Source organism: Achromobacter sp. NFACC18-2 (assembly GCF_900108985.1).
Lineage (GTDB): Bacteria > Pseudomonadota > Gammaproteobacteria > Burkholderiales > Burkholderiaceae_B > Achromobacter.
In genome coordinates this window covers 206,737-232,145 of sequence record NZ_FNYM01000008.1, presented here as the reverse complement: position 1 = coordinate 232,145, position 25,409 = coordinate 206,737, and the positions used below count along the sequence as shown (strand labels likewise).

At 63.0% G+C, this 25,409-nt stretch carries 28 protein-coding genes; 5 read left to right on the top strand and 23 right to left on the bottom strand.

The window, feature by feature from the left end:
• Positions 1 to 15: 15 nt before the first annotated feature.
• The 11 genes from BMW75_RS14845 to uvrB all read right to left on the bottom strand — a co-directional run bounded on the left by BMW75_RS14845 (position 16) and on the right by uvrB (position 9,605).
• On the bottom strand, positions 16 to 900 hold the full coding sequence (locus tag BMW75_RS14845; RefSeq protein ID WP_092580331.1) for a methylglyoxal synthase: 885 nt from the start codon (positions 898 to 900) through the stop codon (positions 16 to 18).
• 170 nt (positions 901 to 1,070) lie between these two features.
• On the bottom strand, positions 1,071 to 1,265 hold the full coding sequence (gene iscX / locus BMW75_RS14840; RefSeq protein WP_076520406.1) for a Fe-S cluster assembly protein IscX: 195 nt from the start codon (positions 1,263 to 1,265) through the stop codon (positions 1,071 to 1,073).
• Positions 1,265 to 1,606: an ISC system 2Fe-2S type ferredoxin gene (gene fdx / locus BMW75_RS14835; RefSeq protein ID WP_092580329.1), complete on the bottom strand. Its 342-nt coding sequence runs from the start codon at positions 1,604 to 1,606 to the stop codon at positions 1,265 to 1,267. Before fdx ends, iscX begins: the two co-directional genes overlap by 1 nt.
• Positions 1,607 to 1,615: 9 nt before the next feature.
• Positions 1,616 to 3,478 carry a Fe-S protein assembly chaperone HscA gene (hscA, locus tag BMW75_RS14830; RefSeq protein WP_092580328.1) on the bottom strand — a complete coding sequence of 621 codons (1,863 nt, stop codon included), beginning with the start codon at positions 3,476 to 3,478 and terminating at the stop codon, positions 1,616 to 1,618.
• 73 nt (positions 3,479 to 3,551) lie between these two features.
• A complete protein-coding gene (gene hscB, locus BMW75_RS14825; RefSeq protein WP_092580326.1) occupies positions 3,552 to 4,064 on the bottom strand; it encodes a Fe-S protein assembly co-chaperone HscB in 513 nt (170 codons plus the stop codon).
• A 3-nt stretch (positions 4,065 to 4,067) separates the two neighbouring features.
• Positions 4,068 to 4,391: an iron-sulfur cluster assembly protein IscA gene (gene iscA / locus BMW75_RS14820; RefSeq protein ID WP_008159199.1), complete on the bottom strand. Its 324-nt coding sequence runs from the start codon at positions 4,389 to 4,391 to the stop codon at positions 4,068 to 4,070.
• Positions 4,392 to 4,393: 2 nt separating this feature from the next.
• Positions 4,394 to 4,798, bottom strand: a complete 405-nt coding sequence (iscU, locus tag BMW75_RS14815; protein ID WP_076520401.1) for a Fe-S cluster assembly scaffold IscU — start codon at positions 4,796 to 4,798, stop codon at positions 4,394 to 4,396.
• A gap of 33 nt (positions 4,799 to 4,831) precedes the next feature.
• Positions 4,832 to 6,043, bottom strand: coding sequence for an IscS subfamily cysteine desulfurase (locus tag BMW75_RS14810; protein ID WP_076520400.1), 1,212 nt, complete (start codon positions 6,041 to 6,043; stop codon positions 4,832 to 4,834).
• A gap of 21 nt (positions 6,044 to 6,064) precedes the next feature.
• Positions 6,065 to 6,604 carry a Fe-S cluster assembly transcriptional regulator IscR gene (iscR, locus tag BMW75_RS14805; protein ID WP_092580324.1) on the bottom strand — a complete coding sequence of 180 codons (540 nt, stop codon included), beginning with the start codon at positions 6,602 to 6,604 and terminating at the stop codon, positions 6,065 to 6,067.
• A 191-nt stretch (positions 6,605 to 6,795) separates the two neighbouring features.
• Positions 6,796 to 7,287, bottom strand: a complete 492-nt coding sequence (locus tag BMW75_RS14800) for a low molecular weight protein-tyrosine-phosphatase (protein ID WP_006386176.1) — start codon at positions 7,285 to 7,287, stop codon at positions 6,796 to 6,798.
• Between the two features lie 251 nt (positions 7,288 to 7,538).
• Positions 7,539 to 9,605: an excinuclease ABC subunit UvrB gene (gene uvrB / locus BMW75_RS14795; RefSeq protein ID WP_092580322.1), complete on the bottom strand. Its 2,067-nt coding sequence runs from the start codon at positions 9,603 to 9,605 to the stop codon at positions 7,539 to 7,541.
• Positions 9,606 to 9,680: 75 nt separating this feature from the next.
• Here uvrB and BMW75_RS14790 point away from each other — a divergent pair, with 75 nt between their 5' ends.
• Together BMW75_RS14790 and lexA are read left to right on the top strand one after the other, a co-directional pair.
• Entirely contained in the window at positions 9,681 to 10,880 is a 1,200-nt protein-coding gene (locus BMW75_RS14790; RefSeq protein ID WP_076520397.1) for an amino acid aminotransferase, read from the top strand.
• Between the two features lie 151 nt (positions 10,881 to 11,031).
• Positions 11,032 to 11,682: a transcriptional repressor LexA gene (lexA, locus tag BMW75_RS14785; protein WP_092580320.1), complete on the top strand. Its 651-nt coding sequence runs from the start codon at positions 11,032 to 11,034 to the stop codon at positions 11,680 to 11,682.
• 143 nt (positions 11,683 to 11,825) lie between these two features.
• Here lexA and lon read toward each other — a convergent pair whose 3' ends face one another.
• The 5 genes from lon to BMW75_RS14760 form a co-directional block, all read right to left on the bottom strand.
• Positions 11,826 to 14,276: an endopeptidase La gene (lon, locus tag BMW75_RS14780; RefSeq protein WP_076520395.1), complete on the bottom strand. Its 2,451-nt coding sequence runs from the start codon at positions 14,274 to 14,276 to the stop codon at positions 11,826 to 11,828.
• A gap of 258 nt (positions 14,277 to 14,534) precedes the next feature.
• Positions 14,535 to 15,833, bottom strand: coding sequence for an ATP-dependent Clp protease ATP-binding subunit ClpX (gene clpX / locus BMW75_RS14775; protein ID WP_056318854.1), 1,299 nt, complete (start codon positions 15,831 to 15,833; stop codon positions 14,535 to 14,537).
• Between the two features lie 102 nt (positions 15,834 to 15,935).
• Positions 15,936 to 16,589 (bottom strand): ATP-dependent Clp endopeptidase proteolytic subunit ClpP, encoded by a 654-nt coding sequence (gene clpP / locus BMW75_RS14770; RefSeq protein ID WP_092580318.1) that lies wholly within the window; start codon positions 16,587 to 16,589, stop codon positions 15,936 to 15,938.
• A 4-nt stretch (positions 16,590 to 16,593) separates the two neighbouring features.
• Positions 16,594 to 17,904 (bottom strand): trigger factor, encoded by a 1,311-nt coding sequence (tig, locus tag BMW75_RS14765; protein ID WP_092580316.1) that lies wholly within the window; start codon positions 17,902 to 17,904, stop codon positions 16,594 to 16,596.
• Between the two features lie 164 nt (positions 17,905 to 18,068).
• Complete coding sequence (locus tag BMW75_RS14760; RefSeq protein ID WP_076520391.1) at positions 18,069 to 18,824, bottom strand: metalloprotease LoiP; 756 nt, start codon at positions 18,822 to 18,824, stop codon at positions 18,069 to 18,071.
• A gap of 259 nt (positions 18,825 to 19,083) precedes the next feature.
• Between BMW75_RS14760 and BMW75_RS14755 the strand changes: the two genes are divergently transcribed.
• The gene (locus BMW75_RS14755) at positions 19,084 to 19,626 is read left to right on the top strand and encodes a TIGR00645 family protein (RefSeq protein ID WP_092580314.1); all 543 of its coding nucleotides are present in this window, start codon (positions 19,084 to 19,086) and stop codon (positions 19,624 to 19,626) included.
• Positions 19,627 to 19,769: 143 nt separating this feature from the next.
• Here BMW75_RS14755 and BMW75_RS14750 read toward each other — a convergent pair whose 3' ends face one another.
• From BMW75_RS14750 to BMW75_RS14730, 5 genes are all read right to left on the bottom strand, one after another.
• A complete protein-coding gene (locus BMW75_RS14750; RefSeq protein ID WP_042794090.1) occupies positions 19,770 to 19,976 on the bottom strand; it encodes a cold-shock protein in 207 nt (68 codons plus the stop codon).
• A 301-nt stretch (positions 19,977 to 20,277) separates the two neighbouring features.
• A complete protein-coding gene (locus BMW75_RS14745; protein ID WP_092580312.1) occupies positions 20,278 to 20,841 on the bottom strand; it encodes a DUF924 family protein in 564 nt (187 codons plus the stop codon).
• Between the two features lie 139 nt (positions 20,842 to 20,980).
• Positions 20,981 to 21,184 carry a cold-shock protein gene (locus BMW75_RS14740; protein ID WP_006220190.1) on the bottom strand — a complete coding sequence of 68 codons (204 nt, stop codon included), beginning with the start codon at positions 21,182 to 21,184 and terminating at the stop codon, positions 20,981 to 20,983.
• Positions 21,185 to 21,554: 370 nt separating this feature from the next.
• Positions 21,555 to 21,875 carry a hypothetical protein gene (locus tag BMW75_RS14735; RefSeq protein ID WP_076520388.1) on the bottom strand — a complete coding sequence of 107 codons (321 nt, stop codon included), beginning with the start codon at positions 21,873 to 21,875 and terminating at the stop codon, positions 21,555 to 21,557.
• A gap of 92 nt (positions 21,876 to 21,967) precedes the next feature.
• Entirely contained in the window at positions 21,968 to 22,366 is a 399-nt protein-coding gene (locus BMW75_RS14730) for a hypothetical protein (protein ID WP_092580310.1), read from the bottom strand.
• A 124-nt stretch (positions 22,367 to 22,490) separates the two neighbouring features.
• On the opposite strand from BMW75_RS14730, the gene BMW75_RS14725 reads away from it, so the two are divergent.
• Positions 22,491 to 22,790 (top strand): DUF2513 domain-containing protein, encoded by a 300-nt coding sequence (locus BMW75_RS14725; protein WP_076522051.1) that lies wholly within the window; start codon positions 22,491 to 22,493, stop codon positions 22,788 to 22,790.
• Between the two features lie 49 nt (positions 22,791 to 22,839).
• Here BMW75_RS14725 and BMW75_RS14720 read toward each other — a convergent pair whose 3' ends face one another.
• Together BMW75_RS14720 and BMW75_RS14715 are read right to left on the bottom strand one after the other, a co-directional pair.
• A complete protein-coding gene (locus BMW75_RS14720; RefSeq protein ID WP_092580308.1) occupies positions 22,840 to 23,127 on the bottom strand; it encodes a hypothetical protein in 288 nt (95 codons plus the stop codon).
• A gap of 68 nt (positions 23,128 to 23,195) precedes the next feature.
• Positions 23,196 to 24,353 (bottom strand): DSD1 family PLP-dependent enzyme, encoded by a 1,158-nt coding sequence (locus tag BMW75_RS14715; protein WP_092580306.1) that lies wholly within the window; start codon positions 24,351 to 24,353, stop codon positions 23,196 to 23,198.
• A 124-nt stretch (positions 24,354 to 24,477) separates the two neighbouring features.
• Here BMW75_RS14715 and BMW75_RS14710 point away from each other — a divergent pair, with 124 nt between their 5' ends.
• A complete protein-coding gene (locus tag BMW75_RS14710) occupies positions 24,478 to 25,392 on the top strand; it encodes a LysR family transcriptional regulator (protein WP_092580304.1) in 915 nt (304 codons plus the stop codon).
• Positions 25,393 to 25,409 lie beyond the last annotated feature (17 nt).

The window sequence follows — 25,409 nt, the reverse complement described above, 5'->3', positions numbered from 1 at the left end:
GCGCCAGTCTGACGCTCAGACGACGCGCTTTTCCACCGCTTGCGCCCAGCGCCGCGCCACCGCGGGCGACGTCGCGCAGGTAGCGGACTCGGTGACGACACGGACCGCGCGCTCCAGCAGCTGGATGTCGGCCTCGTGCTGGCGCGCGACGTGCGGGTCCTCAAAGAAGATGACGCGCTGGCATTGATGCTCCAGCACCAGCTCGGCGATCTGCGCATCGCCGCCCAGCGGCCCGCTCAGGTAGCGATGCACCCAGGGCGTGTCTTTTGGCCATCCGCGCGACCAGGCCAGTTCGTTCAGCCGGCCGCCGGTCGTGCCGGTGGCCACGCGCCGCGCGAAGCGCGACAACACATCGAAGTGCTCGCTGGCAAACGCGACCATTTCGTCCTTGAGCGCATCGTGCGCGATCATCGCCAGCGTCTGCCCCACAAAGTTGAAATGGCGGGACACGGACGCATCCGGGGCCAGCCCGGCATGGATGCGTTCGACTTCCATCCATTCGATGGCGCCGGCCAGCGTCGAGATGAACGGACGGCCATGCGTGATGCACTGGCGCTTGAGCGCCAATGCCTCGGGAAAAATCGAAGACGGGTCGACGGGATCAATCAGGTAGATCGCGCCGTCGAACGGCGCCTGCCCATCGCGGCCTTCGGTGACCCGCGCAACCAGCTTCATCAGACCGCCCTCGCGGCCATACGGATAGCGGATCAGGCCGGGGTAGCTCTGCAGCATGCCCTCGCGCACGATGGCGTCATGGGTGCGCCCCACCGTGTGCAACTGCACGCCCAGCTCACGGATGGTGGACGAGCACGCACGCAGCCAGGTGAACAAGGCGGCATCGGGGGTTTCGTGGTGCAGGCGATTGGCGGCCAGGCCAAAACGCAATTGGGCAGCAGGCATCGGTAGACTCGGTCGGGAATGGACAACGTACGGATACCCGATGATACCGTGGCCCGCGCGACGGCGGCATGTCAGGCGGCCAAGGACATGCCAAGGCGCTCGCCTCCTTGCCCGGCCCCAAAAAGAAAAACGCTCCGGGATGGAGCGTTCTTCGTATTTCAAGCCGGCGGTCAGTCGGCCTCGTCGATCCAGGCCATCTGGATGGCCTCCAGGATCTTCTCGCCGCAATGCGCGGGATCGTCGCTGAAATCCGGCAATGCCATGACCCATTCGCGAAGCTGCGTAAACCGCAGCGTCTGGGGGTCGACATCAGGATGCGCGTCGTACAGCGCAGCGGCAATCTCGTAGGTGTCGGTCCACTTCATCAATGGCCCTCTTTGGCGTGATTGATCGTGTACTTGGGGATCTCGACCGTCAGGTCGGCATCTTTCACCAGCGCCTGGCACGACAGGCGCGACGTCGGGGTCAGGCCCCACGCCTTGTCCAGCAGGTCTTCTTCGTCGTCGGTCGCGTCTTCCAGCGAGGAATAGCCCTGCTTGACCACCACGTGACAGGTCGTGCAGGCGCAGGACAGTTCGCAGGCGTGCTCGATGTCGATGTGGTTGTCCAGCAGCACCCGGCAGATCGACACGCCCTTGGGTGCGTCTTCAATCACCGCGCCTTCCGGACAGTAATCGGGATGAGGCAATACAGTCAGTTTCGGCATAGCTTTTTATCAGGCGATTTCGTCAAGTTTGCGGCCGGCCAGCGCGGCGCGGATACTGCGGTCCATCCGGCGCGCGGCAAACTCGTCCGTGGCGGCGGACAGCGCCTGCACCGCTTGCGTCACGGTGTCCACGTCCTGCGCCTGCTGCGCTGCAATGGCGGCTTGCAGGCACTCGTCGACCCGCTTGCGTTCTTCCGAGTCGAGCAGGTCGCCGTCGACGGCCAGCGCCGCCTGCACGGATTCCACCAGTTGGCGCGCGTCCACCTGCTGCTCGCGCAACATGCGGGCCTTGGCGTCGGTATCGGCCTGAGCCACGCTGTCGGCCAGCATCCGCGCGATCTCGTCGTCCGACAGTCCATAAGAGGGCTTGACGGACACCATGGCTTCGACGCCCTGGCTCTGTTCGCGGGCAGTGACGCTCAGCAAGCCGTCCGCATCCACCTGGAAGGTCACGCGGATGCGGGCGGCGCCTGCCACCATGGGCGGAATGCCGCGCAGCTCAAAGCGCGCCAGCGAGCGGGAGTCCGCCACCAGATCGCGTTCTCCCTGCACGACGTGAATGCTCATGGCGGTCTGGCCGTCCTTGAACGTCGTGAACTCCTGGGCGCGTGCCACGGGAATGGTGCTGTTGCGCGGGATGATGCGCTCGACCAGCCCGCCCATGGTTTCCAGGCCCAGCGACAGCGGGATCACGTCCAGCAGCAGCCAATCCTCGCCCGGGGCGCGGTTGCCGGCAAGCAGGTTGGCCTGCAGGGCCGCGCCCAGCGCCACCACCTGGTCAGGATCCAGGTCAGTCAACGGCTCCGTGCCGAACACCTTGGCCACGGCGGCGCGCACGACGGGCATGCGCGTCGCGCCACCCACCATCACCACGCCACGGACGTCGGCGGGCTTGAGCGACGCATCGCGCAGCGCGCGGCGCGCGCAGTCCAGCGTGCGCTCGATCAGCGGCTGGGCAAGCGTCTCGAACTCGGCGCGGGTCAGGGTCAGATCCACCTCGCGGCCGCCGGACAGCGTCAGCGTCAAGCTTGCCGTTTCGGCATCGGACAACGCTTCCCGCGCGGCACGCGCGGCCATCAGCAGGCCACGGCGTTCAGCCGGCGACAACGCTCCGACGCCCAGCTTGGCCACCGCGTGATCGGCGATCAGCACGTCGAAATCGTCTCCGCCAAGCGCCGTATCGCCCCCGGTGGAAATGACCTCGAACACGCCTTGGGTCAGGCGCAGGATGGAAATATCAAAGGTGCCGCCGCCCAGGTCATACACGGCGTATACGCCTTCCGCGGCGTGATCCAGGCCGTAGGCAATCGCGGCCGCGGTCGGTTCGTTCAGCAGTCGCAGGACGTTCAGGCCCGCCAGCCGGGCCGCATCGCGCGTCGCCTGCCGCTGGGCGTCGTCGAAATACGCCGGTACGGTGATGACCGCGCCCACCAGCTCGTCGCCCAGCACGTCTTCGGCGCGCTGGCGCAGCACCGCCAGGATCTGCGCGGACACTTCGACCGGGCTCAGGTCGCCCTGGACCGTGCGGATGCGCACCATGCCGGGCGCGTCCACGAATTCATACGGCGCGCGCGTGGCGCGCGCCTCTTCCAGCGAGCGTCCCATGAAACGCTTCACGGACACAACGGTGTTCAGCGGATCCTCGGCCTGCTGGGCCAGAGGCTCGCGCCCGGTCGTGACCTTGCCGCCGGGAAAATAGCGCACCGCCGACGGCAGCAAGGCGTGGCCTTGGGCGTCGGGCAGCACTTCGGCAACGCTGCTGCGCACGGCGGCAACCAGCGAATTGGTAGTGCCCAGGTCGATCCCGACCGCCAGCTTGCGCTGGTGCGGCGCGGGCGATTCGCCGGGCTCGGATATCTGCAATAAGGCCATGATTCTGCTTTTTCTGGTCAATGGGCCGCGCCGTGCAGGCGCCCATCTCGGGAACGCCCCAGCGCGCCGTTGGCTATCCCGCGGGCTGCACGTGCGCCAGCTCCTGAGCCAGCTTTTCCACGAACATCCACTCCCGCACCTTGCGACCGGCCGCCTCGAAATCGCGTTCGTCGTCCAGCAGGCGCGTCAGCGTGGCGCGCATCTCGGCGCGCGCCTCGTCCAGTTCGGCCTGCAACGTGTCCAGAATGCCGGCGTCGTCGCGCGCATCGTCCAGCATCTCGCGCCAGGTCATCTGCTGCATGAGGAAAGACGCATCCATGGACGTGTTGCTTTCGGTCTGCAGGTCCACGCCGGCCTGCTCGCACAGGTAGCGCGCGCGCAGCAGCGGATCCTTCAACTGGCGGTAGGCTTCGTTGGCACGCGCCGCCCACTGCATGGCCACGCGGCGTTCCGCGGGACTGGCCGTGGCGTAGCGGTCGGGATGCACCTGAGCGGCGACGGTGCGCCAGGCCTTTTCGAGGGCCTGGGCGTCCAGCTCGAAGCGCGCCGGAAAGCCGAACAGGCTGAAGTGGTCGTCACCAGCCAAGACTTACACCGTGAACGACTCGCCGCAGCCGCAGGTCGCCTTTTCGTTGGGGTTGCGGAACTTGAAGCCTTCGTTAAGGCCCTCGCGGGCATAGTCCAGCTCCGTGCCATCGAGGTAAGCCAGGCTCTTGGGGTCGATGAAGACCTTCACGCCGAAGCTCTCAAAGACGACATCTTCCGACTCCACCTCGTCGACGTATTCCAACTTGTAGGCCATGCCGGAGCAGCCCGTCGTCCTAACGCCGAGCCGCAAGCCGATACCCTTTCCGCGCTTCTGCAAGTAGCGGCCGATATGGGTGGCAGCCTGTTGGGTCAGGGTAACGGACATGATCAGCCCGCCACAGCTTCGGCCGGGGCCGAGTGCTTTTCTTTGTAGTTCTGCACCGCGGCCTTGATCGCGTCTTCGGCCAGGATGGAACAGTGCACCTTGACGGGCGGCAGGGCCAGCTCTTCGGCGATCTGCGTGTTGCGGATGTTCATGGCTTGGTCCAGCGTCTTGCCCTTGACCCACTCGGTCACGAGCGAGCTCGAGGCAATGGCCGAACCGCAGCCGTAGGTCTTGAAGCGCGCGTCTTCGATCACGCCGGCTTCATTCACCTTGATCTGCAGCTTCATGACGTCGCCACAGGCGGGCGCGCCCACCATGCCGGTGCCCACCGAGTCGTCCGACTTGTCGAACGAACCGACGTTGCGCGGGTTTTCGTAGTGATCCAGAACTTTGGTGCTGTAAGACATGTTAATTCTCCACGTATATCCAGGCGCGGGCGCTTAGTGCGCGGCCCACTGCACGGTGTTCAAGTCGATGCCTTCCTTGGCCATTTCCCACAGCGGCGACATATCGCGCAGCTTGCCAACCCGGCTCTTGATCAGTTCGACGGCGAAATCCACTTCCTTTTCGGTCGTGAAGCGCCCCAGCGTGAAACGGATCGAGCTGTGCGCCAATTCGTCGTTGCGGCCCAGGGCGCGCAGCACGTAGGACGGCTCCAGGCTGGCCGAAGTGCAGGCCGAACCGCTGGAGACCGCGAGTTCCTTGATCGCCATGATCAGGGACTCGCCTTCGACGTAGTTGAAGCTCACGTTCAGGTTGTGCGGCACGCGCTGGTCCATGTCGCCGTTCAGGTAGACCTCTTCGATCTCCGACAGGCCTTTCCACAGACGGTCGCGCAGCATGCGGATGCGCTCGTTTTCGGTCCCCATTTCTTCGCGCGCCAGGCGGAAGGCTTCGCCCATGCCGACGATCTGGTGCGTGGCCAGCGTGCCCGAGCGGAATCCACGCTCATGGCCACCGCCGTGCATCTGCGCCTCGATGCGGATGCGCGGCTTGCGGCGCACGTACAGCGCGCCGATGCCCTTGGGGCCGTAGGTCTTGTGAGCCGAGAACGACATCAGGTCGACCTTCAGCTTTTGCAGGTCGATTTCCACCTTGCCGGTCGCCTGCGCGGCGTCGACGTGGAAAATGATGCCCTTCTCGCGGCAGATTTCGCCCAGCGTTTCCACGTCCTGGATCACGCCGATTTCGTTGTTCACCATCATCACGGACACCAGCACGGTGTCGGGACGCAGCGCCGCCTTGAAAACGTCCAGGTCGATCAGGCCGTTGTCCTTGACGTTCAGGTAGGTGACTTCAAAGCCCTGCCGTTCCAGCTCGCGACAGGTGTCCAGCACAGCCTTGTGCTCGGTCTTGACGGTGATGATGTGCTTGCCGCGTTCGGCGTAGAAGTTCGCGGCGCCCTTGATGGCCAGGTTGTCGGATTCGGTGGCGCCGGAGGTCCAGACGATTTCGCGCGGGTCGGCGTTGACCAGCTTGGCGACTTCCTCACGGGCGCGCTCGACGGCTTCTTCGGATTCCCAACCGAACGCGTGGCTGCGCGAGGCGGGGTTGCCGAAGTTTTCATAAAGCCAGGGCACCATCTTGTCCACGACGCGGGGGTCGACGGGCGTCGTGGCCGAATAATCCAGATAGATCGGACGGGTGGTCATTTCTACAACTCCTGATACTTCTTATACGGTGGCATTGGCGGCAACGGTGGTGGTCGGGGCGTTGGCGGCAGGCGCGCCTCCCACCCGATTCACACGCACCGCGCAGGCCTGCGCTTGATTGTTGGCTTCCTGCAATTGGCGCACACGCTGCTGATCGACCAGATCCTGCAGCGACACCGAATCCAGGTAATCCACCATCTTGCGATTCAACGTGGCCCAGAGTTCGTGCGTCATGCACTTGCCCGGCTTGCCGTCGTTGCCGCTCGTACAGTCCCGCTTGCCGCCGCAACTGGTGGCGTCCAGGGGTTCGTCGACGGCGAAAATGATGTCGGCGACCGTGACGTTGCGCGCAAGGCGCGCAAGCGAATAACCGCCACCCGGACCGCGCACGCTGTCCACGAGTTCGTGGCGACGCAGTTTGCCGAAGAGCTGTTCCAGGTAGGAAAGCGAAATGTTCTGACGCTGGCTGATGGCCGCAAGAGTGACCGGCCCACTATGCTGCCGCATAGCCAGATCGATCATGGCAGTCACGGCGAAACGCCCTTTGGTAGTTAGCCGCATGGTGAATTCCCTGTGATTCGGCAATGGCCGCCAGCGAATCCAGCGGTCAATACCCGAGTAATTGGCTCAAGTATAGCCTATTCCCGACTAATTTGGTATGACTCCGGGCTACAAAAAACCGCGCATCTGCGCGGTTTTTCACTGCCTTGTACCTTGAGAGCCGCTCTGCAGGCGGCCCCACACCCATGCAATCAAGCAGCCTGGTACTGGGTGGCGCGCTTGCGGACCAATTCGAGGACGCCCTGACAGGCGTCTTCCAGATAGTCCAGCACCTTGCCGAAACCATCCGCGCCGCCATAGTAGGGATCCGGCACGGTGGCCTCTTCGAACTCATTGGCAAAGCGCATCAGCAGCATCAGCTTGTGCTGATAAGCCTTGGGGCATTGCTGCTGCATGGCGGACAGGTTGTCCCAGTCCATGGCGAGGATGAGATCGAAGTCGCGGAAGTCTTCCGCGGTGACCTGACGCGCCTCGCAGTGGGTGATCTCGTAGCCGCGCTTGCGTGCTGCGGCCTGCGCCCGGGCATCAGGCGCCTCGCCGATATGAAACGCGTGCGTGCCCGCGGAGTCGATGCGTACGACATCGCCCAAACCCGCGTCATTCACCAAATGGCGAAACACGCCCTCTGCGCTCGGCGAGCGACAGATATTGCCCATGCAAACGAAAAGTACCTTGGTCATCATGGAAGCAAGTGTGCGGGAAAACCCGAGATTAGGCAAGCTTTTTTTGCGCCTGCGCAATTGATTCAAAGCAACCCGACCACCTGACAATCACCTTGAAAATCATTGACTTGCAAGGTGTTGTTCAGGTAACCACTGCAAAGATAGGGCGTTAAAAATCCGGAATCGTTACACCCTGATTGCAACGCAGCAGTTTCCACCACGATTCAGCTCGATGTCAGCATTTTGACATGAATTGAAACACGCTGACGGACCTAGACTGCCCCATCCAGCAACACGCGTTGCTTCAACGCATTAAGCGAATCGCGGGCTGCCGCGGCCTGTTCGAACTCCAGGTTGCGGGCATGCTCCATCATCAGCTTTTCCAGGCGTTTGATTTCGCGCGCCAGCGCCTTCTCGTCCTTGAGCAGCTCCGCGGGAACGGCAGCTTCCAGCGTGTCGTGCTGGGCCGGCGCCACGATGCCGTCGATCAATTCGCGCACAGCCTTGTGCACGCCGCGCGCGGTGATTCCGTGATCCTCATTGAACTGCAGCTGCTTGGTCCGGCGGCGGCTGGTTTCGTCCATGGCGCGCTTCATCGAATCCGTAATGCGATCGGCGTAGAGGATGGCATGGCCATTGAGGTTGCGCGCGGCTCGGCCGATGGTCTGGATCAGGCTGCGCTCCGAACGCAGGAACCCTTCCTTGTCGGCATCCAGGATGGCGACGAGCGACACTTCAGGAATATCGAGCCCTTCGCGCAGCAGGTTGATGCCCACGAGCACGTCGAAGGTGCCCAGGCGCAAGTCCCGCAGGATCTCGACGCGCTCAACGGTATCGATGTCGGAGTGCAGGTAGCGCACCTTCACGCCATGTTCGCTCAGGAAGTCGGTCAGATCCTCGGCCATGCGCTTGGTCAGCGTGGTGACCAGCACACGGTCGCCCTGCGCAACGCGCGTTTTGATCTGGCCCAGCAGGTCATCCACCTGCGTGCGCGCGGGCAGCACCTGCACGATCGGATCCACAAGCCCCGTGGGCCGCACGACCTGCTCCACGACATTGTCGGTGTGCTCCTGCTCGTACGCGGCCGGCGTCGCCGAAACGAAGACGCACTGGCGCATGCGGGCCTCGAACTCCTCGAGTTTCAGCGGGCGGTTGTCCAGCGCGGACGGCAGGCGAAAACCGTACTGCACGAGGGTTTCCTTGCGAGACCGGTCTCCCCGGTACATGGCGCTGAGCTGGCCGATCGTGACGTGGCTTTCGTCGATGAACATCAGCGCATCGGACGGCAGGTAGTCGATCAGTGTCGGCGGCGGCTCGCCCGGCGCCGCGCCGGACAAGTGGCGCGAGTAGTTTTCGATACCCTTGCAGAAGCCCAGCTCCTGCAGCATTTCCAGGTCGAAGCGGGTGCGCTGCTCCAGCCGCTGGGCCTCCACCAGATGGCCGTCATCGACGAAGCGCTTGACGCGTTCGCGCAGTTCTTCCTTGATGGTTTCGATGGCGCGCAGCACGGTGTCGCGGGGCGTCACGTAGTGCGACCCGGGGTAGACCGTAAAGCGCGGCAGCTTCTGGCGTATACGGCCCGTCAACGGGTCAAAGAGCTCCAGGCTTTCGATCTCGTCGTCGAACAGCGTTACCCGCAGGGCGAGCTCGGCGCTTTCCGCCGGGAAGATGTCGATGGTTTCGCCGCGCACGCGGAATACCCCGCGCGTGAACTCGGCGTCGTTGCGCGTGTATTGCATGGCAACCAGCCGCGCCAGGATTTCACGCCGCGCGATCTGGTCGCCGGCGCGCAGGATCAGCACCATCGCGTGATAGTCGCCAGGATTGCCGATACCGTAGATGCAGGACACCGTGCCTACGATGATCGTGTCGCGGCGCTCCAGCAGGCTCTTGGTGGCCGACAAACGCATCTGCTCGATGTGTTCGTTGATCGACGAATCCTTTTCGATGAAAAGGTCGCGCGTCGGCACGTAGGCTTCGGGCTGGTAGTAGTCGTAATACGAAACGAAATACTCGACCGCGTTCTTCGGGAAGAACTCGCGCATTTCGGCGTAGAGCTGCGCGGCCAGCGTCTTGTTCGGGGCGAGGACGAGCGCCGGGCGGCCCAGCCGCGCGATGACGTTGGCCATGGTGTAGGTCTTGCCGGACCCCGTCACACCCAGCAGGGTCTGGAACATCAGGCCGTCTTCGACACCCTGCGTCAGCCCCTCGATGGCCGTGGGCTGGTCTCCCGCGGGCGGATAGGGCTGATAAAGATGAAACGGGCTGTCAGGGAAATCGACGAATCCCGGACCTGCGGCGGGAGTGCCCGCGCTCGGGTCTATTGCGCTCTTAGGCATGCTAGACTGTTCCAGGGTAAACCCCCCATTATCCACAGCACTCCGTACTGCGTCCACCCACCTCATCAGAGTCCCATGAGCACCCTTTTCGATTCCGTCGAACTCGCGCCGCGCGACCCCATTCTTGGTCTGAACGAACAATACAACGCGGACACCCGCCCCGGTAAAGTCAACCTGGGCGTGGGCGTGTATTACGATGATCAGGGACGCATTCCCCTGTTGGGCGCAGTGCGCAAGGCCGAGGCCGCCCGCATCGAAGCCGCCGCCGCCCGCGGTTATCTGCCGATCGAAGGTATTGCCGGCTACAACAGCGGCGCCCAGGCCCTGCTGCTGGGCAAGGACTCCGCGCTGGCAGCCGCCGGCCGCGTGCTGACCACGCAGGCACTGGGCGGCACCGGCGCGCTCAAGATCGGCGCCGACTTCCTGCGCCAGCTTCTCCCGGGCTCCAAGGTGCTGATCAGCGACCCCAGCTGGGAAAACCACCGCGCGCTGTTCGAGCGTGCCGGCTTTGAAGTCGGCACCTACGCTTACTACGACGCGACCACCCGCGGCTTGAACTTCGAAGCGATGCTGGCCGACCTGAAGGCGGCGCCCGCCAAGACCATCGTCGTCTTGCACGCGTGCTGCCACAATCCCACCGGCGCGGATCCCACCGCCGACCAGTGGAAGCAGATCGCGGCCGTCGTCAAGGAAAACAACCTGGTCCCGTTCCTGGACATCGCCTACCAAGGGTTTGGCGACGGCCTGACGGAAGACGCCTCGGTCGTGCGCCTCTTTGCAGACATGGACATGACCATGTTCATCAGCTCGTCGTTTTCGAAGTCGTTCTCGCTGTACGGCGAGCGCGTCGGCGCGCTGACGGTCGTGGCGGGCAGCAAGGAAGAAGCCACCCGCGTGCTGAGCCAGCTCAAGCGCGTCATTCGCACCAACTACTCGAACCCGCCCACCCACGGCGGCACGGTGGTCTCGACGGTGCTCAACACGCCCGAGCTGTTTGCCCTCTGGGAAGAAGAACTGGCCGGAATGCGTGACCGCATCCGTCTCATGCGCAAGCAGCTCGTCGACAAGATCAAGGAACACGGCGGCAAGCAGGACTTCAGCTTCGTGCTGAAGCAGCGCGGCATGTTCTCGTACTCGGGCCTGAGCGCCGCGCAGGTCGACCGCCTGCGTGAAGAACACGGCGTCTACGCCATCTCCAGCGGCCGGATCTGCGTGGCTGCGCTGAACAGCGGCAACATCGACAAGGTGGCCGCCGCCATCGCGGCAGTGCTTTAAAACCGCAGGCCGGCGCCACGCCGGCGGCAGCCAGAAACGGGACCCCGGGGGTCCCGTTTTTATTTGCGCCCGGCTCGGCTTGCTTTTTTGCGCTGCGTCCCCCAGAATGGCGCTGTATATATGTACAGTCCGCTCACAACGGATCATCGCCATGGCCAGCAAACTTACTGATCGCCAACAACAAATCCTGGATCTCATCAGGCAGACGGTTTCGCGCACCGGCTTTCCGCCGACCCGCGCCGAAATCGCACAAGCCCTGGGTTTCCGTTCGCCCAACGCCGCAGAAGACCATCTGAAGGCGCTGGCCCGCAAAGGCGCCATCGAACTGACCGCCGGTGCGTCCCGCGGTATCCGCCTGAAGGACGCGGCGACCTCCCCCGCACAGGCCTCGTTGCCCATCCCTGCCCTGGCGCAGCTCCTCCTGCCCCTGGTTGGCCGTGTCGCAGCGGGCAGCCCCATTCTGGCGGCTGAACACGTCGAACGCGAAGTCGGCGTCGATCCCAACCTTTTCGCCCAGGCGCCGGATTACCTGCTGAAGGTGCGAGGCATGAGCATGCGCGATGCCGGCATCCTGGAAGGCGACCTACTGGCCATCAAGAAAGCCTCGGAAGCCCGCAATGGCCAGATCGTGGTGGCCCGACTGGGCGACGACGTCACCGTCAAGCGCTTGCAGCGGCAGAACGGCCATATCGAACTCCTTCCCGAAAACCCCGATTTCGAGACCATCGTGGTCAAGCCCGACCAGGAATTTGCACTGGAAGGCATTGCCGTAGGCCTCATCCGCACCCAGGCGCTGCACTAGGCGCGTCGGCGCAGCACCCTAAATAAACAAACCCCGCTCAAACATCGAGCGGGGTTTTCGTATTGGGACGCCAGGGCTGGCCCGGGATATCCTGATCTGGATCGGGCGCCCTCTTTCGAAGGCGCCCGGGGTTCAAGCTGCGATCAGTGCTTCATGACCGGATCGGTCGACCCCGGATCGGCCGGCTTGGCCACCAAAGACTCCTTGACGGCTTCTTCCTCGGCGAGCGGTTCGGGCAGACGCTCCAGGGCAAGCTCCAGCACCTTGTCAATCCAGCGCACCGGCACGATCTCGAGGTGGTTCTTGACGTTGTCCGGGATCTCCGCCAAATCCTTGACGTTTTCTTCCGGGATCAGAACCGTCTTGATACCGCCACGATGGGCCGCCAGCAGCTTTTCCTTCAGGCCGCCGATCGGCAGCACTTCGCCGCGCAACGTGATCTCGCCCGTCATGGCGACGTCGGCGCGCACCGGGATGCGCGACAGGGCCGATACCATGGCGGTGGTGATCGCGATACCCGCGGACGGACCGTCCTTGGGAGTCGCGCCTTCAGGCACGTGCACGTGCATGTCGTGCTTTTCGAACACGCTGTCGGCAAAGCCAAGACGACGGGCCCGCGAACGCACAACCGTGCGCGCGGCCTCAACCGATTCCTTCATCACATCGCCGAGCGAGCCCGTGCGCTGGATGACGCCCTTGCCGGGCATGTCCGCGACTTCGATCGTCAGCAGGTCGCCGCCGACTTCCGTCCACGCCAGACCCGTGACCTGGCCGATCTGGTTTTCCTTCTCGGCCATGCCGAACGCGTAGCGACGCACACCCAGGTAATCGCTGAGATTGTCTGCCGTGACGTTGACAGCCTTGACCTCCGGCGCCTTGCCTTCGGCCTTGGCGCGATCGCTCTGGGTCAGCAATTGCTTGATGACCTTGCGGCAGATCTTGCCGACCTCGCGCTCGAGCGCACGCACACCGGCTTCGCGGGTGTAGTAGCGCACGATGTCGCGCAGCGCGCTGTCATCGACAGTCAGCTCGGTATCCTTCACGCCGTTGTTCTTCATCAGCTTGGGCAGCAGATGGTCGCGGGCGATGTGGATCTTTTCTTCCTCGGTGTAACCCGACAGGCGGATCACTTCCATGCGGTCGAGCAGCGCCGGCGGGATGTTCAGCGTGTTGCTGGTCGCCACGAACATGACGTCCGACAGGTCGAAGTCGACTTCGATGTAGTGGTCCTGGAACGTGTGGTTCTGTTCCGGATCCAGCACTTCGAGCAACGCCGACGAGGGATCGCCGCGGAAATCCATGCCCAGCTTGTCGATTTCATCCAGCAGGAACAGCGGATTGCGCACGCCGACCTTCGACATGTTCTGCACGATCTTGCCCGGCATGGAACCGATGTACGTACGACGGTGACCGCGGATCTCGGCCTCGTCGCGCACGCCGCCCAGCGCCATGCGGACGAACTTGCGGTTCGTGGCTTTGGCGATCGACTGGCCGAGCGAGGTCTTGCCCACGCCCGGAGGGCCGACCAGGCACAGGATCGGCGCCTTCACCTTGTCCACGCGCTGTTGCACGGCAAGGTATTCCAGGATCCGTTCCTTGACCTTTTCCAGGCCATAGTGGTCGTTGTCCAGCACCGTTTCGGCGTTGCTGATCGAATTGTTGATCTTGCTCTTCTTTCTCCAGGGGAGATTGATGAGCGTGTCGATGTAGTTGCGCACCACGGTGGCCTCGGCCGACATGGGCGACATGAGCTTGAGCTTCTTGAGCTCGGCATCGGCCTTCTTGCGCGCCTCTTTGGGCATGTGGGCAGCGATGATCTTCTTTTCGAGCTCTTCGATGTCCGCGCCCTCTTCGCCTTCGCCCAGTTCCTTCTGAATGGCCTTGACCTGCTCATTCAGGTAGTAGTCGCGCTGGCTCTTTTCCATCTGCTTTTTCACGCGGCCGCGAATCCGCTTTTCGACCTGGAGGATGTCGATTTCGGTTTCGAGTTGCGTGAGCAGGCCTTCCAGGCGTTCGGAGGTGCCGACGATCTCGAGCATCTTTTGCTTCTGCTCGAGCTTGAGGGGAAGATGCGCGGCAATCGTGTCGGCCAGGCGACCGGCATCATCGATGCCAGCCAGCGAGGTCAGGATCTCCGGGGGGATCTTCTTGTTGAGTTTTACGTACTGCTCGAATTGCGCAACGATGGCGCGGCGCAGGGCTTCGGTTTCGGAGCCTTGCATGGCGTCCGGCTCGATCGGCGACACCTGGCAGGTGAAGTGCGAATCGGCATCTTCGATGCTGTTGATGCGCGCGCGCTGCGTGCCTTCGACCAGCACCTTCACGGTGCCGTCAGGCAGCTTGAGCATCTGCAGGATGCCGGCGACGCAGCCGATTTCGTAGACGTCTTCAGGCGTGGGGTCATCCTTGCCGGCGGATTTTTGGGCCACCAGCATGATGCTTTTGCCCGCTTCCATCGCAACCTCGAGCGCGCGGATGGAGCGCGGACGGCCGACGAACAGCGGGATGACCATGTGCGGGAACACTACGACATCGCGCAGCGGCAGCAGGGGGAGGTCGATCGGGTCGGAAGGCAGGGTCTGGCTGGCAGACATATGGGGTTCCTCGGTATGACTCGGCGTATGGGGACGGGACACCCGGGAATACCCGAGCAATCTCGTCAATTACGTCTGTTATGGGAACAATAGCCGAAAATTCAAGATCTCGGCCGCCTGGATCACCAAAAAGGCCCCAAATAAGGCCCTGGAGCGCTTCCAGTATGCGGCCATGACAGCCGACTGAAAAGCGTGTTTTGGGATGGAGAAGCGCCCTAGGCAAAAAAACCCGTTACGAGAACGGGCTTTTTTGAAATATCAGGCAGCGGCGTCGCGGACTTCTCCGCGCTCCGGCTTCTCTGGCGCGGCGTTTTCATCCGCGTAGATCAGCAGGGGCTTGCCCTCGCCTTCGATGGCGTTCTCGTCGAGCACCACGCGCTTGACGTTGCCTTGGGACGGCAGGTCATACATGGTGTCGAGCAGTGCCTGCTCGATGATGGAGCGCAGCCCGCGCGCGCCCGTCTTGCGGCGAAGCGCCTTGCGGGCGATGGCCTTGAGTGCGGCAGGCCGCACGTCGAGCTCGGCGCCTTCCATGGCGAACAGCTTCTGGAACTGCTTGAGCAAGGCGTTCTTGGGCTCGGTCAGGATCTGGACCAGCGCGGCTTCGTCCAGCTCGTCCAGCGTCGCGACCACCGGCAGGCGACCGACCAGTTCAGGGATGAGGCCGAACTTGATCAGGTCTTCGGGCTCGACTTCGGAGAAGAGCTCGCCCACGCCGCGTTCGGACTTGGCGCGTACCGACGCCGAGAAGCCGATGCCGGACTTTTCCGTGCGGTCGCGGATGACCTTTTCCAGTCCGTCGAAGGCGCCGCCCACGATGAACAGGATGTTCGTGGTATCCACCTGGACGAAGTCCTGGTTGGGATGCTTGCGGCCGCCCTGCGGGGGCACCGAGGCGACCGTGCCTTCGATGAGCTTGAGCAAGGCCTGCTGCACGCCTTCGCCGGACACGTCACGGGTGATGGACGGGTTGTCGGACTTGCGGGAAATCTTGTCGATTTCATCGATGTAGATGATGGCGCGCTGCGCCTTCTCGACTTCATAGTTGCAGTTCTGCAGCAACTTCTGAATGATGTTTTCGACGTCTTCACCCACGTAGCCGGCTTCGGTCAGCGTCGTGGCGTCGGCCATCACGAAAGGCACGTTCAGCATGCGAGCCAGCGTCTGGGCCAGGAGCGTCTTGCCCGAGCCGGTGGGCCCGATGAGCATGATGTTGCTCTTGGAGAGCTCGACTTCGTCGCCCTTGATTTCGCCGTGCCGAATGCGCTTGTAGTGGTTGTAGACGGCCACGGCCAGCATGCGCTTGGGCGAGGTTTGCCCGATGACGTACTGGTCGAGGAAGGTCTTGATTTCGGCCGGAGTGGGCAGCTCGGAACGAATCGCCGCGCGCGCAGTGGCCTGCGCTTCCTCGCGGATGATGTCGTTGCACAAATCTATGCATTCATCGCAGATGAATACCGACGGACCCGCGATCAGCTTGCGGACTTCGTGCTGGCTTTTATTGCAAAACGAGCAATGCAGCACCTTAGCGTCTGCCGATCCCTTTTTTTCAGGCATATTTCTTTCGTATCTCAGGTAAAGATGCGCCAGGTCGGGCAAACGACCTAGCGCATGCGCTTACTCAAACATGATGGCAGCGGGTCAGAATCAACCGGGAAGTCAGCCTTCGGACCGGGAGGCCATGACCTTGTCCACCAGTCCATACGATACCGCATCTTCGGCCGACATGAAGTTGTCACGTTCCGTATCCTGCTCGATGCGCTCCATGCTCTGCCCCGTGTTGGCGGAGAGGATGCGGTTCAGGCGCTCGCGCAGGTCCAGGATTTCGCGGGCCTGGATCTGGATGTCCGACGCTTGCCCCTGGGCGCCGCCGGACGGCTGGTGAATCATGATGCGCGAGTTGGGCAGCGTGAAACGCTTGCCCTTCTTGCCAGCCGCCAGCAGGAACGCGCCCATGCTGGCCGCAAGGCCGGTGCACAGGGTGGACACGTCCGGCTTGACGAACTGCATGGTGTCAAAGATGGCCATTCCCGCGTACACCGACCCGCCGGGCGAGTTGATGTACAGGGAAATGTCCTTGTCAGGATTCTCCGATTCCAGGAACAGCAACTGGGCCACGACCAGATTGGCCGTGGCGTCGTTCACCGGCCCCACCAGGAAAATGAGCCGTTCGCGGAGCAGACGCGAATAGATGTCGTAGGCGCGCTCGCCGCGCCCCGACTGCTCGATCACCATGGGAATGTAGCCCAGGCCGGTGGGGGTCACCGAAGACCCGCCATTCATTGCCGCATAGAAATCGGTGAATCTCTGCATAGTGTTACGCCATCCCCATCAACTGATCGAAAGGCACCTTTTCGTCGGTGACCTTGGCCTTTTCCAACACGTGCGCGACGACGTTGTCTTCCAGCACGATAGCCTCGATTTCAGCACGACGCTGGCGGTCTGCCAGGTAATAGCTGACAACCTGGGCGGGTTGTTCGTAGTTCTGGGCGAATTCTTCGATGCGCGCGCGGACCTGTTCCGGCTTGGCCTGGAGCTGGGCTTGCTTGACCAGTTCGGAGACCAGCAGGCCCAGGCGGACGCGGCGCTCGGACTCGGTCGAGAAGGCTTCGGCCGGAATCGGCACGGATTCGGCGTTCGGCACGCCGCGCTGCTTGAGCTCTTCGCGGGCAGCGGCGACACGGCTTTGCACGTCGTTGTCGACCAGGGCCTTCGGCACATCGAACTTGCCGGCTTCGACCAGGGCGTCCATGACGCTGGACTTGGTGCGGCCTTGCGAACGGACCTTCACTTCACGTTCGATGTTGCTGCGGATGTCGGCCTTGAGCTTTTCGACGTCGCCTTCAGCTTGGCCGAGGGACTTGGCGAATTCGCTGTTCAGTTCGGGCAGGACGCCTTCAGCCACTTCCTTGATGGTGATGGTGAATTCGGCGGTCTTGCCGGCGACTTCCACGCCTTGGTAGTCATCGGGGAACTTGAGCTGGAAAACCTTGGTTTCGCCAGCCTTCAGGCCGCGGGCGGCTTCTTCGAATTCCGGCAGCATGCGGCCTTGGCCGAGCACGAACGGGAAGTCTTCGGCCTTGCCGCCTTCGAAGGGCACGCCGTCGATGGTGCCGGCGAAATCCAGCGTGACGCGGTCGCCGTCGGCGCTGGCACGGCCTTCACGGGCTTCGAACGTGGCGCGCTGCTTGCGCAGCACGTCCAGGGTCTGCTGCACTTCGGCGTCGGTGACGGCGGTTTCGTAGCGGGTGACGGCCAGGGTGGACAGGTCCGGCACCGCGACTTCGGGGTAGACCTCGAACGTGGCGGTGAACGCCAGCGTGTCGTCGGAGACGCCTTCCGTCTTGGGTTCGAGATTCGGGGCGCCAGCGACGCGCAGCTTGGCGCCGTCGATGGCCTGTTCAAAGGCACGGCCAACTTGGCTATTGATCACGTCGTAGCGGATGCTGGGGCCATGGCTGCGCTCGAGCATGGCGAGCGGCGCCTTGCCCGGGCGAAAGCCCGGAACCTTGGCGGTGCGAGCCACGCGCTTCAATTGCGCCTGGACTTCCTTTTCGACGTCGGCCACCGAGACGGCCAGATCAACACGGCGCTCCAGGCCGGAGAGGGTTTCAACCACAGGCTGCATTAAAAGACCTATTTTCCGAGAGATGAGATTACGGGCGGATAAACGCGGCATTTTACCGGAAACTTCCGGAACCCTGACGCAAAGAGGCGCGAGCCCCGGATTTGCCCGGATGCTCGCGCCCCATTTTTCGCCCAAAAAGCGAGGACGGACGCCTGGCTGCGAGGTTACTTGGCCTTGGCGATGCGGTCTTCGATGTGTTGCGCGCGCTTGGCCGAGGACGGGTGCGAGCTCATCATATCGCTCTTGCCGCCATCCAGCTCGGCGAGCTTCTGGAATGCGGTCACCAGGCCGCGGGTATTGAGCTTCTTGGATTGCAGCAGATCGAACGAATAATCGTCCGCCGCGCTTTCCTGCGACTGCGAGAATTGCGCGTTGATGAACTTTTCGGTCAGGTCGCCGAGCTGCGAGGAGCTGAGCGCCGCGACCGTCGAGCCGCCCGCCGCGCCCGCTGCGTCACGCGCGGCCGAAACCGTGTAGGCGGTCTGCATGGCCTTTTTCGAGTGGCCCAGCGCCACGTGGCCGATTTCATGGCCCACCACGCCCATCACTTCATCATCGGACATCATGTCCATCAGGCCGCTGTACACGCGGATGCAGCCGTTGGCCATGGCCCACGCGTTGACGTCCTTGGTCAGGTAGACCTTGTAGCTCGCCTTCTGGCCATTGACCGTCCCGCCCAGCGACTTGGCGATCTTCTGCAGGCGGGCGTCGTACTTGCTGCCCGGCGCCGCGATCTTTTCCTGCGAGTCGCTCTGCGCGCACGCCTTGTCCGACAGGGTCTTGATCTCGGCATCGCTCAGCGTGGCCGCCTGGACCACCTTGGCGCCGGCACCCACGAGCCCTCCGATGTCCAGGGCCTGCGCGGCCGAGTAAGGCGCGAGCGCAACTGCCAGCGCGGCGACGGTGTAGCGAATCTTCATGGGAACAAACTCCTATTGACTTGTTCTATGCAAACGAGGCGGCAATTCTATATACGCCCAAAGCTTTCGAAGTATTCCGGCACAGAGTTTCGCAAATGCGAATTTCGCTTACATAAAAGCCGAGCAATCCCGAGGGAGCCATGCTAGGCAGCTCGTGAGGCTGACGGAGTTCAGCTAAAACAGATGACCGCCTGTCTTGTGGCATTGATAGAATTGCCGCCGCGCTTTTTTTCGCAAACAACATCGGCTCGCACCCAATATGATCCCGAATTCCCCTCCTCGCCTGGGCCTGCTTCCCAGCCTGATCTTCAGCTCGCGCTGGCTGCAGTTACCGCTCTACCTGGGCCTGATCGTCGCGCAGGGCGTCTATGTCCTGCTGTTCCTCAAGGAACTGTGGCACCTCGTGACTCACGCCACCAGCTTTGGCGAAATGGAGATCATGCTGATCGTGCTGGGGCTCATCGACGTCGTCATGATCTCCAACCTGCTGGTCATGGTGATCGTGGGCGGCTACGAGACTTTTGTGTCCCGCCTGCGGCTGCAGAACCATCCCGACCAGCCTGAATGGCTTAGCCACGTGAACGCCAGTGTGCTGAAGGTCAAGCTCGCAATGGCGATCATCGGCATCTCGTCGATCCACCTGCTGCGCACCTTCATCGAAGCGGGCACCATCGGCATGCCGAACGCGCGCTTCACGGAAGCCGGCGTCATGTGGCAGACGATCATCCACGCCATCTTCATCTTGTCCGCCCTCGGCATCGCGCTCGTGGACAAACTGTCGACCAGCAGCCCCAAGCACTGAGCAGCCGGGACAAAAAAAAGCCCCACGCAAAAGGTGGAGGCTTGCTAGAAAACCAACCCGATCCCCACGAAGCCGTGCGCTGAGTGGGGATTGTTCTATTCAGGGCTAGAACATTGGGAGCCCGGTGCGCGACCCTGGAGGCCTCAGGCCGCGACCTTGATGTTCTTGGCGCTGGGACCCTTGGGACCGGTTCCAACGTCGAACGTGACGCGTTGGTTCTCTTGAAGCGACTTATAGCCTTCGCTACGGATTTCGGAGTAGTGAGCGAAAAGATCCTTGCTGCCGTCGTCGGGCATGATGAAGCCATAACCCTTTTCGGCGTTGAACCATTTGACGATGCCGGTTGCCATGGGGATGTCCTTGACCTAAAAAAGCGATTGCTCGCGGGGCGCCAGATCATCAAGGATGGGAGAGGATAGCAACCGCGGCACCACTGACGGCGACCAAGGAGAACGCAGACCGCGTCGCTTGAGAATCTCGCTGAAATCAGTTTATTGGCGAACGTCGAAAAACGTCAAATAGCCGAAAGGGCTGCTTTTCCCCGCGCGCAGCCGCTCTGCACCAGCAAAACAGGGCAAACCGCAAGCGCTTGGACAGGGAAAATTTTCAACTTGCCACCCACCGATACAGGTGGATACCGTGCGGTGCGGGCTACCCCGCAAACCCGCCCGAATCCAGGAACGCAAGCTCGGCCGGGGTCGTCTGGCGCCCCAGGGCCGCGTTACGGTGCGGGAAGCGCCCGAAGCGCGCAATGATGTCGCGATGCAGGACGGCCCAGCGCAGGGACTCGGGGCCAAGCGGTTCCATCAGGGAGACGCCACGGTCCTGCGCGGCCAGGTTCTCGGCATGTTCGAAGGGAAGATAAAAGAACTGGCGGACGACGGCATCCACCTTCAGGTCATGCCCCGCCGCGATCGCTCGCTCGGCAAAATGCAGCGCGAGAGCATCGGTCGCGAACATGTGCCCGGTATCGCGATAGGCGTTACGGGGGAACTGGTCCAGGAGAATCATCAGCGCCAGGGCGCCCGTCGGCTCATCGAGCCAGCCATCCAACTGGCGCGCCGCGGCCGCCATGTGCGTTTGCTCGAAGCGGGCTTTGAATTCCGCATCGAACTGCGCACTTTTGTTGAACCACTGCTTGGGGCCGGCATCCAGCCAGAATTGCGCCACTTCCTGTGGCTGTGTGGCAATAGGCAAGTCGGATGTGGCGGTCATGGAGGCGGCGAGTCCTGAAGGCAAGATAAAAAACAACGGGGGTCGCACAACGCGTGGCGCACTTTGATCGGCCGCCGCGCATATCGACCAAAAACAAAAAAAGCCCCACGAGGGGGCTTTTTTGCGAAAAATCAGAACCTTACAGGACCTGAATCTTCGTGGCTTGCGGGCCCTTGGGGCCATTGGCCGTCACAAAGCTGACGCGCTGGTTCTCTTCCAGAGACTTGAAGCCCGAGCCCTGAATTTCGGAGAAGTGAGCGAACAGATCCTTGCCACCCGCTTCCGGGGTGATGAAGCCATAGCCCTTTTCCGAATTGAACCACTTAACGACGCCGGTTTCCATACTGTATTTCCTAGAGATAATGGGCAAATGCCCGGAGGTCACGAATCAATCAAGGAGGGGACAGTAGAACAATAACGCTGAGCCGGAAAAGGCACGGCACTGATCGAAAATCGCAACGCTTGTGATCGTGTGCCGATACTATCGTTATGTTCCCCTCACAAGTCAACATAATCCTAAAAAATACGTGCCAATAATGCAACAAAGAGAAACTGCGCAGTTATTTCGCACGTTTATTTAGGCAACAAGAAGCCCTGCATAGGTGTTAACACCCATACAACCAAAAAAACAAACAGGGCTTATATAAATGCCATCAAAAGTGCGCACAACCTTCAATACGCCGTTTGGATGACACCATGGTTTGCCGCCAGGCTTACTCTTCGATAGGTAAACCCAACAAGTCGAGCGCCGCACCAAATGCATCGGGGCCCGAGCAAAGGAAAACCGCCACGTCGCCGGGGTTCATATTTTCCAGGACTTGGTCGATCTGTTCTTGCGCATTATCAACATTGTCGACATTAGCAGCGTGTATGTCCGCTCCGGCGTCGACTTTTTCGCGCGGCACGATGTCTGCGATTGCATTGAGATCGGTGACGCCCATGACGACATAGGCGCTGATGCTCTCGCCATCCAGCGTGGTATGCAGCTCTACGCCGCCCGCTACGTCGGCAACGTGCCGACTGAGTATTTCCATTTCCATCTTCCTTGATTTGCGGGCCTGGCCCGCCTGGGCACGCACCGCGCAGGTGCACACGCACGCCCAGGCGCGACTATAACAGCCTTGGGCTATCGTTTCTTGACATTCGGACCAAGCGAAGGGCGCGCAGCACCCGAAGTGGCCGCCACGCTGCGGCAGCGCACCCCGGCGGCGGTCAGGACGCGGGCCAGCGGCTTCTGTGCCGCGAGGAATGCGGCCTTCTCGTCGCCCGCCAGTTTGCAGAGGAACAGTTGGGCCTGGAGCTGTGTGCGGCGGGCCTTGCGGTTGTCGGCCTCTTGGGCGAGCCATTCGCCCACCCAGGACGCCGCCGCGTCGGCGTCGCCCTGCTGCTTGACGTGCCCCAGCAGGTCGTAGACGGTCACCCCGTCGATGCGCTCATCCTCGCCGCGCGAGAGAAACAGCTTGGCGGCCTGGCCCGTGTAGCCGGGGACGACTGCCAGGCAGTCCCGTTCTGCGGGTTTTTTCATGGTGTATTCGAGTGTGGTTTATCGAGAACCCCGGACTGTAACGCAGGCGCGCTCGCCGTCCTATTGCTGCAGCCGAAGTCTGCTATTGTCATCGTGTTCTTTTTATCCCTTCATGGTGGACATCATGCAACGCGATTTCGATCTGGTCGTCACGATCCTGGGGGCTCTGCGCGACGCGCCGGGCCCCAACCTGAGCACCCACGACATCAAGAATGCCGCGCTCGCGCCGCATCCCGAAGAACAAGGCCTGCAACTCATCGCGCATCACCTTGACCTGCTGGAAGATGCCGGCCTGGTCAAACAGATCAGCGAGACGGCGGCGACCGCGGGCGCGACGCGCTGGCGCATCACCTGGAAGGGCTACGACGCCCTCGAGCAGGACGAGGACGACGAAGAGGACGAGGATTACGACGCGGAAGAATGACGGCCTGGACCGCCAAACGGAGAGCGGACCGTTCAGACCTTGGGCGGCGCTAGGGACGATCCGCCCGGCGGCGTTGCAGGATGCGGCGTGTGAGCAGCGATGCCGCGGCGGCAATGACCAGGCTGAACATGAAGGCGGCGATGGACAGCATCGCCGCCAGATCGCTGAAGCCGCCCTGGCGCGCCATCAGCAGCACCGCCACGAAGATGGCCGCCGCCAGCGCAACCACTCCCGTCACCAGGTGTCTGACCGAATGCAGCCGGCCGCACAACGCGCCGCCCGCCAGCGCGGCGGCGACCAGGGCGGCCATGGACCAGAACAGATACTCGTAGTGCATGGAGACGGTCTCCGCCGAAGGCATTGAGGCGCCCGCATTATAGGCGGCGCCCGCCCCCGGCGGACGGCCTACCAGCCGCGGAATCGCTCCCAACGCGCCACCACGCCCGGCTCCCCGGGCCTCACGACTTCATAGGCGTCGTGCTGTGCGCAGGTGGCGCACGCATGATTGGGCAGGATGCGCAATTTGGCGCCGATGGGCAGATCGGGCAGGACAGCGGTGCTGCCGGCGCGCAGCTTGATGATGCCCTGCTCCTGGTTGGTTTCGGCCAGCAGCACATCCGGATAGACCTGGCCATCCACATCGCATACCAGCCCATACAACTGATCCACCGGCTGCTTGGCGGTGCCCCGGTCGCGCGACAGGGCCATCCAGCCGGCGTCGACCAGGATCCAGCCTTTTTCGGGCTGGTGGCCGATCACGGTGGTCAGCACCGTGGCGGCGATGTCGTCGACGTGGCATACGCCCAATCCGGCCATGACCAGATCGAAGAACACGTAGACCCCCGCGCGGACTTCGGTCACGCCGTCGAGATGGCGCGCAAAGTGCGCGGTAGGCGTGGATCCGACGCTCACGACCGGGCACGGCAGGCCCGCTGAACGGATTGCCTGCGCACAGCTCACGGCGGCCCAGCGCTCCTGTTCGGCCATGTCTGCAATGGCCTCGACGGTGCGGCAGCCATAGGACTCACCGGCGTGCGTCATGACGCCACGCAGGCAGCCGACGTCGTCATGCAATGCGCGGGCAATCGCCAGCAGACGGTCTGTGTCCTTGGGCTGCACGCCGGCGCGGTGCCCGTCGCAGTCGATTTCGATGAGCGCCGGAATGCACAGGCCGGCCGCTCTGGATCGTGCCGCCACGGCCCGCGCCGCCTCGACGCTGTCCACCACCACGGTCAGGTCGACGCCGCGCTGGCGCAATGCCACCACGCGGTCCAGCTTGGCGGGCGACACGCCGACCGCATACAGGAGGTCCGTGACGCCCGCGGCGGCGAATTGCTCGGCCTCCTGCAGGGTCGACACGGCGGCCGGCCCCTGGGGCGTTGCCATGAGCCGGCGGGCGACCTCCATGGATTTGGGCGTCTTCAGGTGGGGGCGCAAGGTGACGCCGTGCCTGGCCATCAGGGCATTCAGGCGTTCGATATTGCGCGTCATGCGCGCTTCGTCGAGCAGCAGGCAAGGCGTTTCCAGGGAGTCCAGCGTGCGCGTGGCGCTTTCCAGGTTCATGGCAGTCTCTTGGACGAAACAGTAAGGGCGGGCATCACGGCCCGCGCGAATCAGCACGGAGTATGGCGCGGATACGGCTTCCCATGTTTAATCCAATATTAATCTTCCATTAAGGTCTGCCTAAATGCTGACTACCGAGGACCTGCGCTTTTTCCTGTGCCTTGCAGCGGCCGGCTCGCTCGCCCAGACGGCGCGCTCGCTGGACGTGACGCCGCCAGCCGTCACGCAGCGGCTGCACGCGCTGGAAAGGCGCCTGGGGGTGCGGCTGGTCAATCGGTCCGCGCGCGGCATCGCGCTGACCGATGAGGGTCGCCTCCTGGCCATGCGCGCCGGGCAGATCTGCAACGAGCTGGGCGATCTGGCCGATGAGCTTGCGGGGCGCCGCGGCGTGGTGGCGGGCCATCTTCGTGTGGTCGCACCGCTGGGTTTCGGTCAGCGATTCATTGCCGGGCTGGTGGCGGACTTTCGTTCCGCCAGCCAAGACGTCACGGCCAGCCTCACGCTGTCGGACGGCCCTCCCCGCCTGGCCTCGGACGATTGGGACGTCATGGTGCATATCGGCGAGTTGCGCGATTCCGCACTCGTCGCCCATCCCCTGGCGCCCAACCGGCGCATCTTGTGCGCATCGCCTGTCTACCTGGCGCGGCGCGGTGCGCCTGCCAAGCCGGAAGACCTGCGCAATCACGACTGCATCGCCTTGCGGGAAAACGACGAGGACGTGACGCTTTGGCGGTTCAGGCATGCGCACGGAGCCGCCATGGGTGTGCGCATTGCGCCGATCCTGTCCAGCAACGCGGGGGCGACGGCGCTGGAATGGGCGCTGGCCGGGCACGGCATCGTGGCAAGGTCGGAATGGGACGTGGCCGCACATCTGCGCACGCGCGCGCTCGTCCCCTTGCTGGCGGAGTGGAACCTGCCCGATGCGAATGTGGTGGCGCTGGTGAAGTCGCGGCAGGAGCTGTCCGCGCGTACCGCCGGATTCCTGGCGAGCCTGCGCGCCGCGTTCGCCGCGCCACCCTGGCGGGAAGCGTCGGTCTAGCAGGCCGGCGCGGCTGG

What these genes read in the sequence shown, in the direction of transcription:
- tig (WP_092580316.1), bottom strand. Translation starts at nt 17,904, where the DNA reads ATGCAGCCTGTGGTTGAAACCCTCTCCGGCCTGGAGCGCCGTGTTGAT.
- iscU (WP_076520401.1), bottom strand. Translation starts at nt 4,798, where the DNA reads ATGTCTTACAGCACCAAAGTTCTGGATCACTACGAAAACCCGCGCAAC.
- lexA (WP_092580320.1), top strand. Translation starts at nt 11,032, where the DNA reads ATGGCCAGCAAACTTACTGATCGCCAACAACAAATCCTGGATCTCATC.
- lon (WP_076520395.1), bottom strand. Translation starts at nt 14,276, where the DNA reads ATGTCTGCCAGCCAGACCCTGCCTTCCGACCCGATCGACCTCCCCCTG.
- clpP (WP_092580318.1), bottom strand. Translation starts at nt 16,589, where the DNA reads ATGCAGAGATTCACCGATTTCTATGCGGCAATGAATGGCGGGTCTTCG.
- fdx (WP_092580329.1), bottom strand. Translation starts at nt 1,606, where the DNA reads ATGCCGAAACTGACTGTATTGCCTCATCCCGATTACTGTCCGGAAGGC.
- BMW75_RS14800 (WP_006386176.1), bottom strand. Translation starts at nt 7,287, where the DNA reads ATGATGACCAAGGTACTTTTCGTTTGCATGGGCAATATCTGTCGCTCG.
- BMW75_RS14755 (WP_092580314.1), top strand. Translation starts at nt 19,084, where the DNA reads ATGATCCCGAATTCCCCTCCTCGCCTGGGCCTGCTTCCCAGCCTGATC.
- BMW75_RS14760 (WP_076520391.1), bottom strand. Translation starts at nt 18,824, where the DNA reads ATGAAGATTCGCTACACCGTCGCCGCGCTGGCAGTTGCGCTCGCGCCT.
- BMW75_RS14715 (WP_092580306.1), bottom strand. Translation starts at nt 24,353, where the DNA reads ATGAACCTGGAAAGCGCCACGCGCACGCTGGACTCCCTGGAAACGCCT.
- BMW75_RS14730 (WP_092580310.1), bottom strand. Translation starts at nt 22,366, where the DNA reads ATGAAAAAACCCGCAGAACGGGACTGCCTGGCAGTCGTCCCCGGCTAC.
- BMW75_RS14735 (WP_076520388.1), bottom strand. Translation starts at nt 21,875, where the DNA reads ATGGAAATACTCAGTCGGCACGTTGCCGACGTAGCGGGCGGCGTAGAG.
- BMW75_RS14790 (WP_076520397.1), top strand. Translation starts at nt 9,681, where the DNA reads ATGAGCACCCTTTTCGATTCCGTCGAACTCGCGCCGCGCGACCCCATT.
- BMW75_RS14710 (WP_092580304.1), top strand. Translation starts at nt 24,478, where the DNA reads ATGCTGACTACCGAGGACCTGCGCTTTTTCCTGTGCCTTGCAGCGGCC.
- clpX (WP_056318854.1), bottom strand. Translation starts at nt 15,833, where the DNA reads ATGCCTGAAAAAAAGGGATCGGCAGACGCTAAGGTGCTGCATTGCTCG.
- BMW75_RS14810 (WP_076520400.1), bottom strand. Translation starts at nt 6,043, where the DNA reads ATGACCACCCGTCCGATCTATCTGGATTATTCGGCCACGACGCCCGTC.
- uvrB (WP_092580322.1), bottom strand. Translation starts at nt 9,605, where the DNA reads ATGCCTAAGAGCGCAATAGACCCGAGCGCGGGCACTCCCGCCGCAGGT.
- BMW75_RS14750 (WP_042794090.1), bottom strand. Translation starts at nt 19,976, where the DNA reads ATGGCAACCGGCATCGTCAAATGGTTCAACGCCGAAAAGGGTTATGGC.
- iscR (WP_092580324.1), bottom strand. Translation starts at nt 6,604, where the DNA reads ATGCGGCTAACTACCAAAGGGCGTTTCGCCGTGACTGCCATGATCGAT.
- iscX (WP_076520406.1), bottom strand. Translation starts at nt 1,265, where the DNA reads ATGAAGTGGACCGACACCTACGAGATTGCCGCTGCGCTGTACGACGCG.
- hscA (WP_092580328.1), bottom strand. Translation starts at nt 3,478, where the DNA reads ATGGCCTTATTGCAGATATCCGAGCCCGGCGAATCGCCCGCGCCGCAC.
- BMW75_RS14745 (WP_092580312.1), bottom strand. Translation starts at nt 20,841, where the DNA reads ATGACCGCCACATCCGACTTGCCTATTGCCACACAGCCACAGGAAGTG.
- BMW75_RS14740 (WP_006220190.1), bottom strand. Translation starts at nt 21,184, where the DNA reads ATGGAAACCGGCGTCGTTAAGTGGTTCAATTCGGAAAAGGGCTATGGC.
- iscA (WP_008159199.1), bottom strand. Translation starts at nt 4,391, where the DNA reads ATGTCCGTTACCCTGACCCAACAGGCTGCCACCCATATCGGCCGCTAC.
- BMW75_RS14720 (WP_092580308.1), bottom strand. Translation starts at nt 23,127, where the DNA reads ATGCACTACGAGTATCTGTTCTGGTCCATGGCCGCCCTGGTCGCCGCC.
- BMW75_RS14845 (WP_092580331.1), bottom strand. Translation starts at nt 900, where the DNA reads ATGCCTGCTGCCCAATTGCGTTTTGGCCTGGCCGCCAATCGCCTGCAC.
- BMW75_RS14725 (WP_076522051.1), top strand. Translation starts at nt 22,491, where the DNA reads ATGCAACGCGATTTCGATCTGGTCGTCACGATCCTGGGGGCTCTGCGC.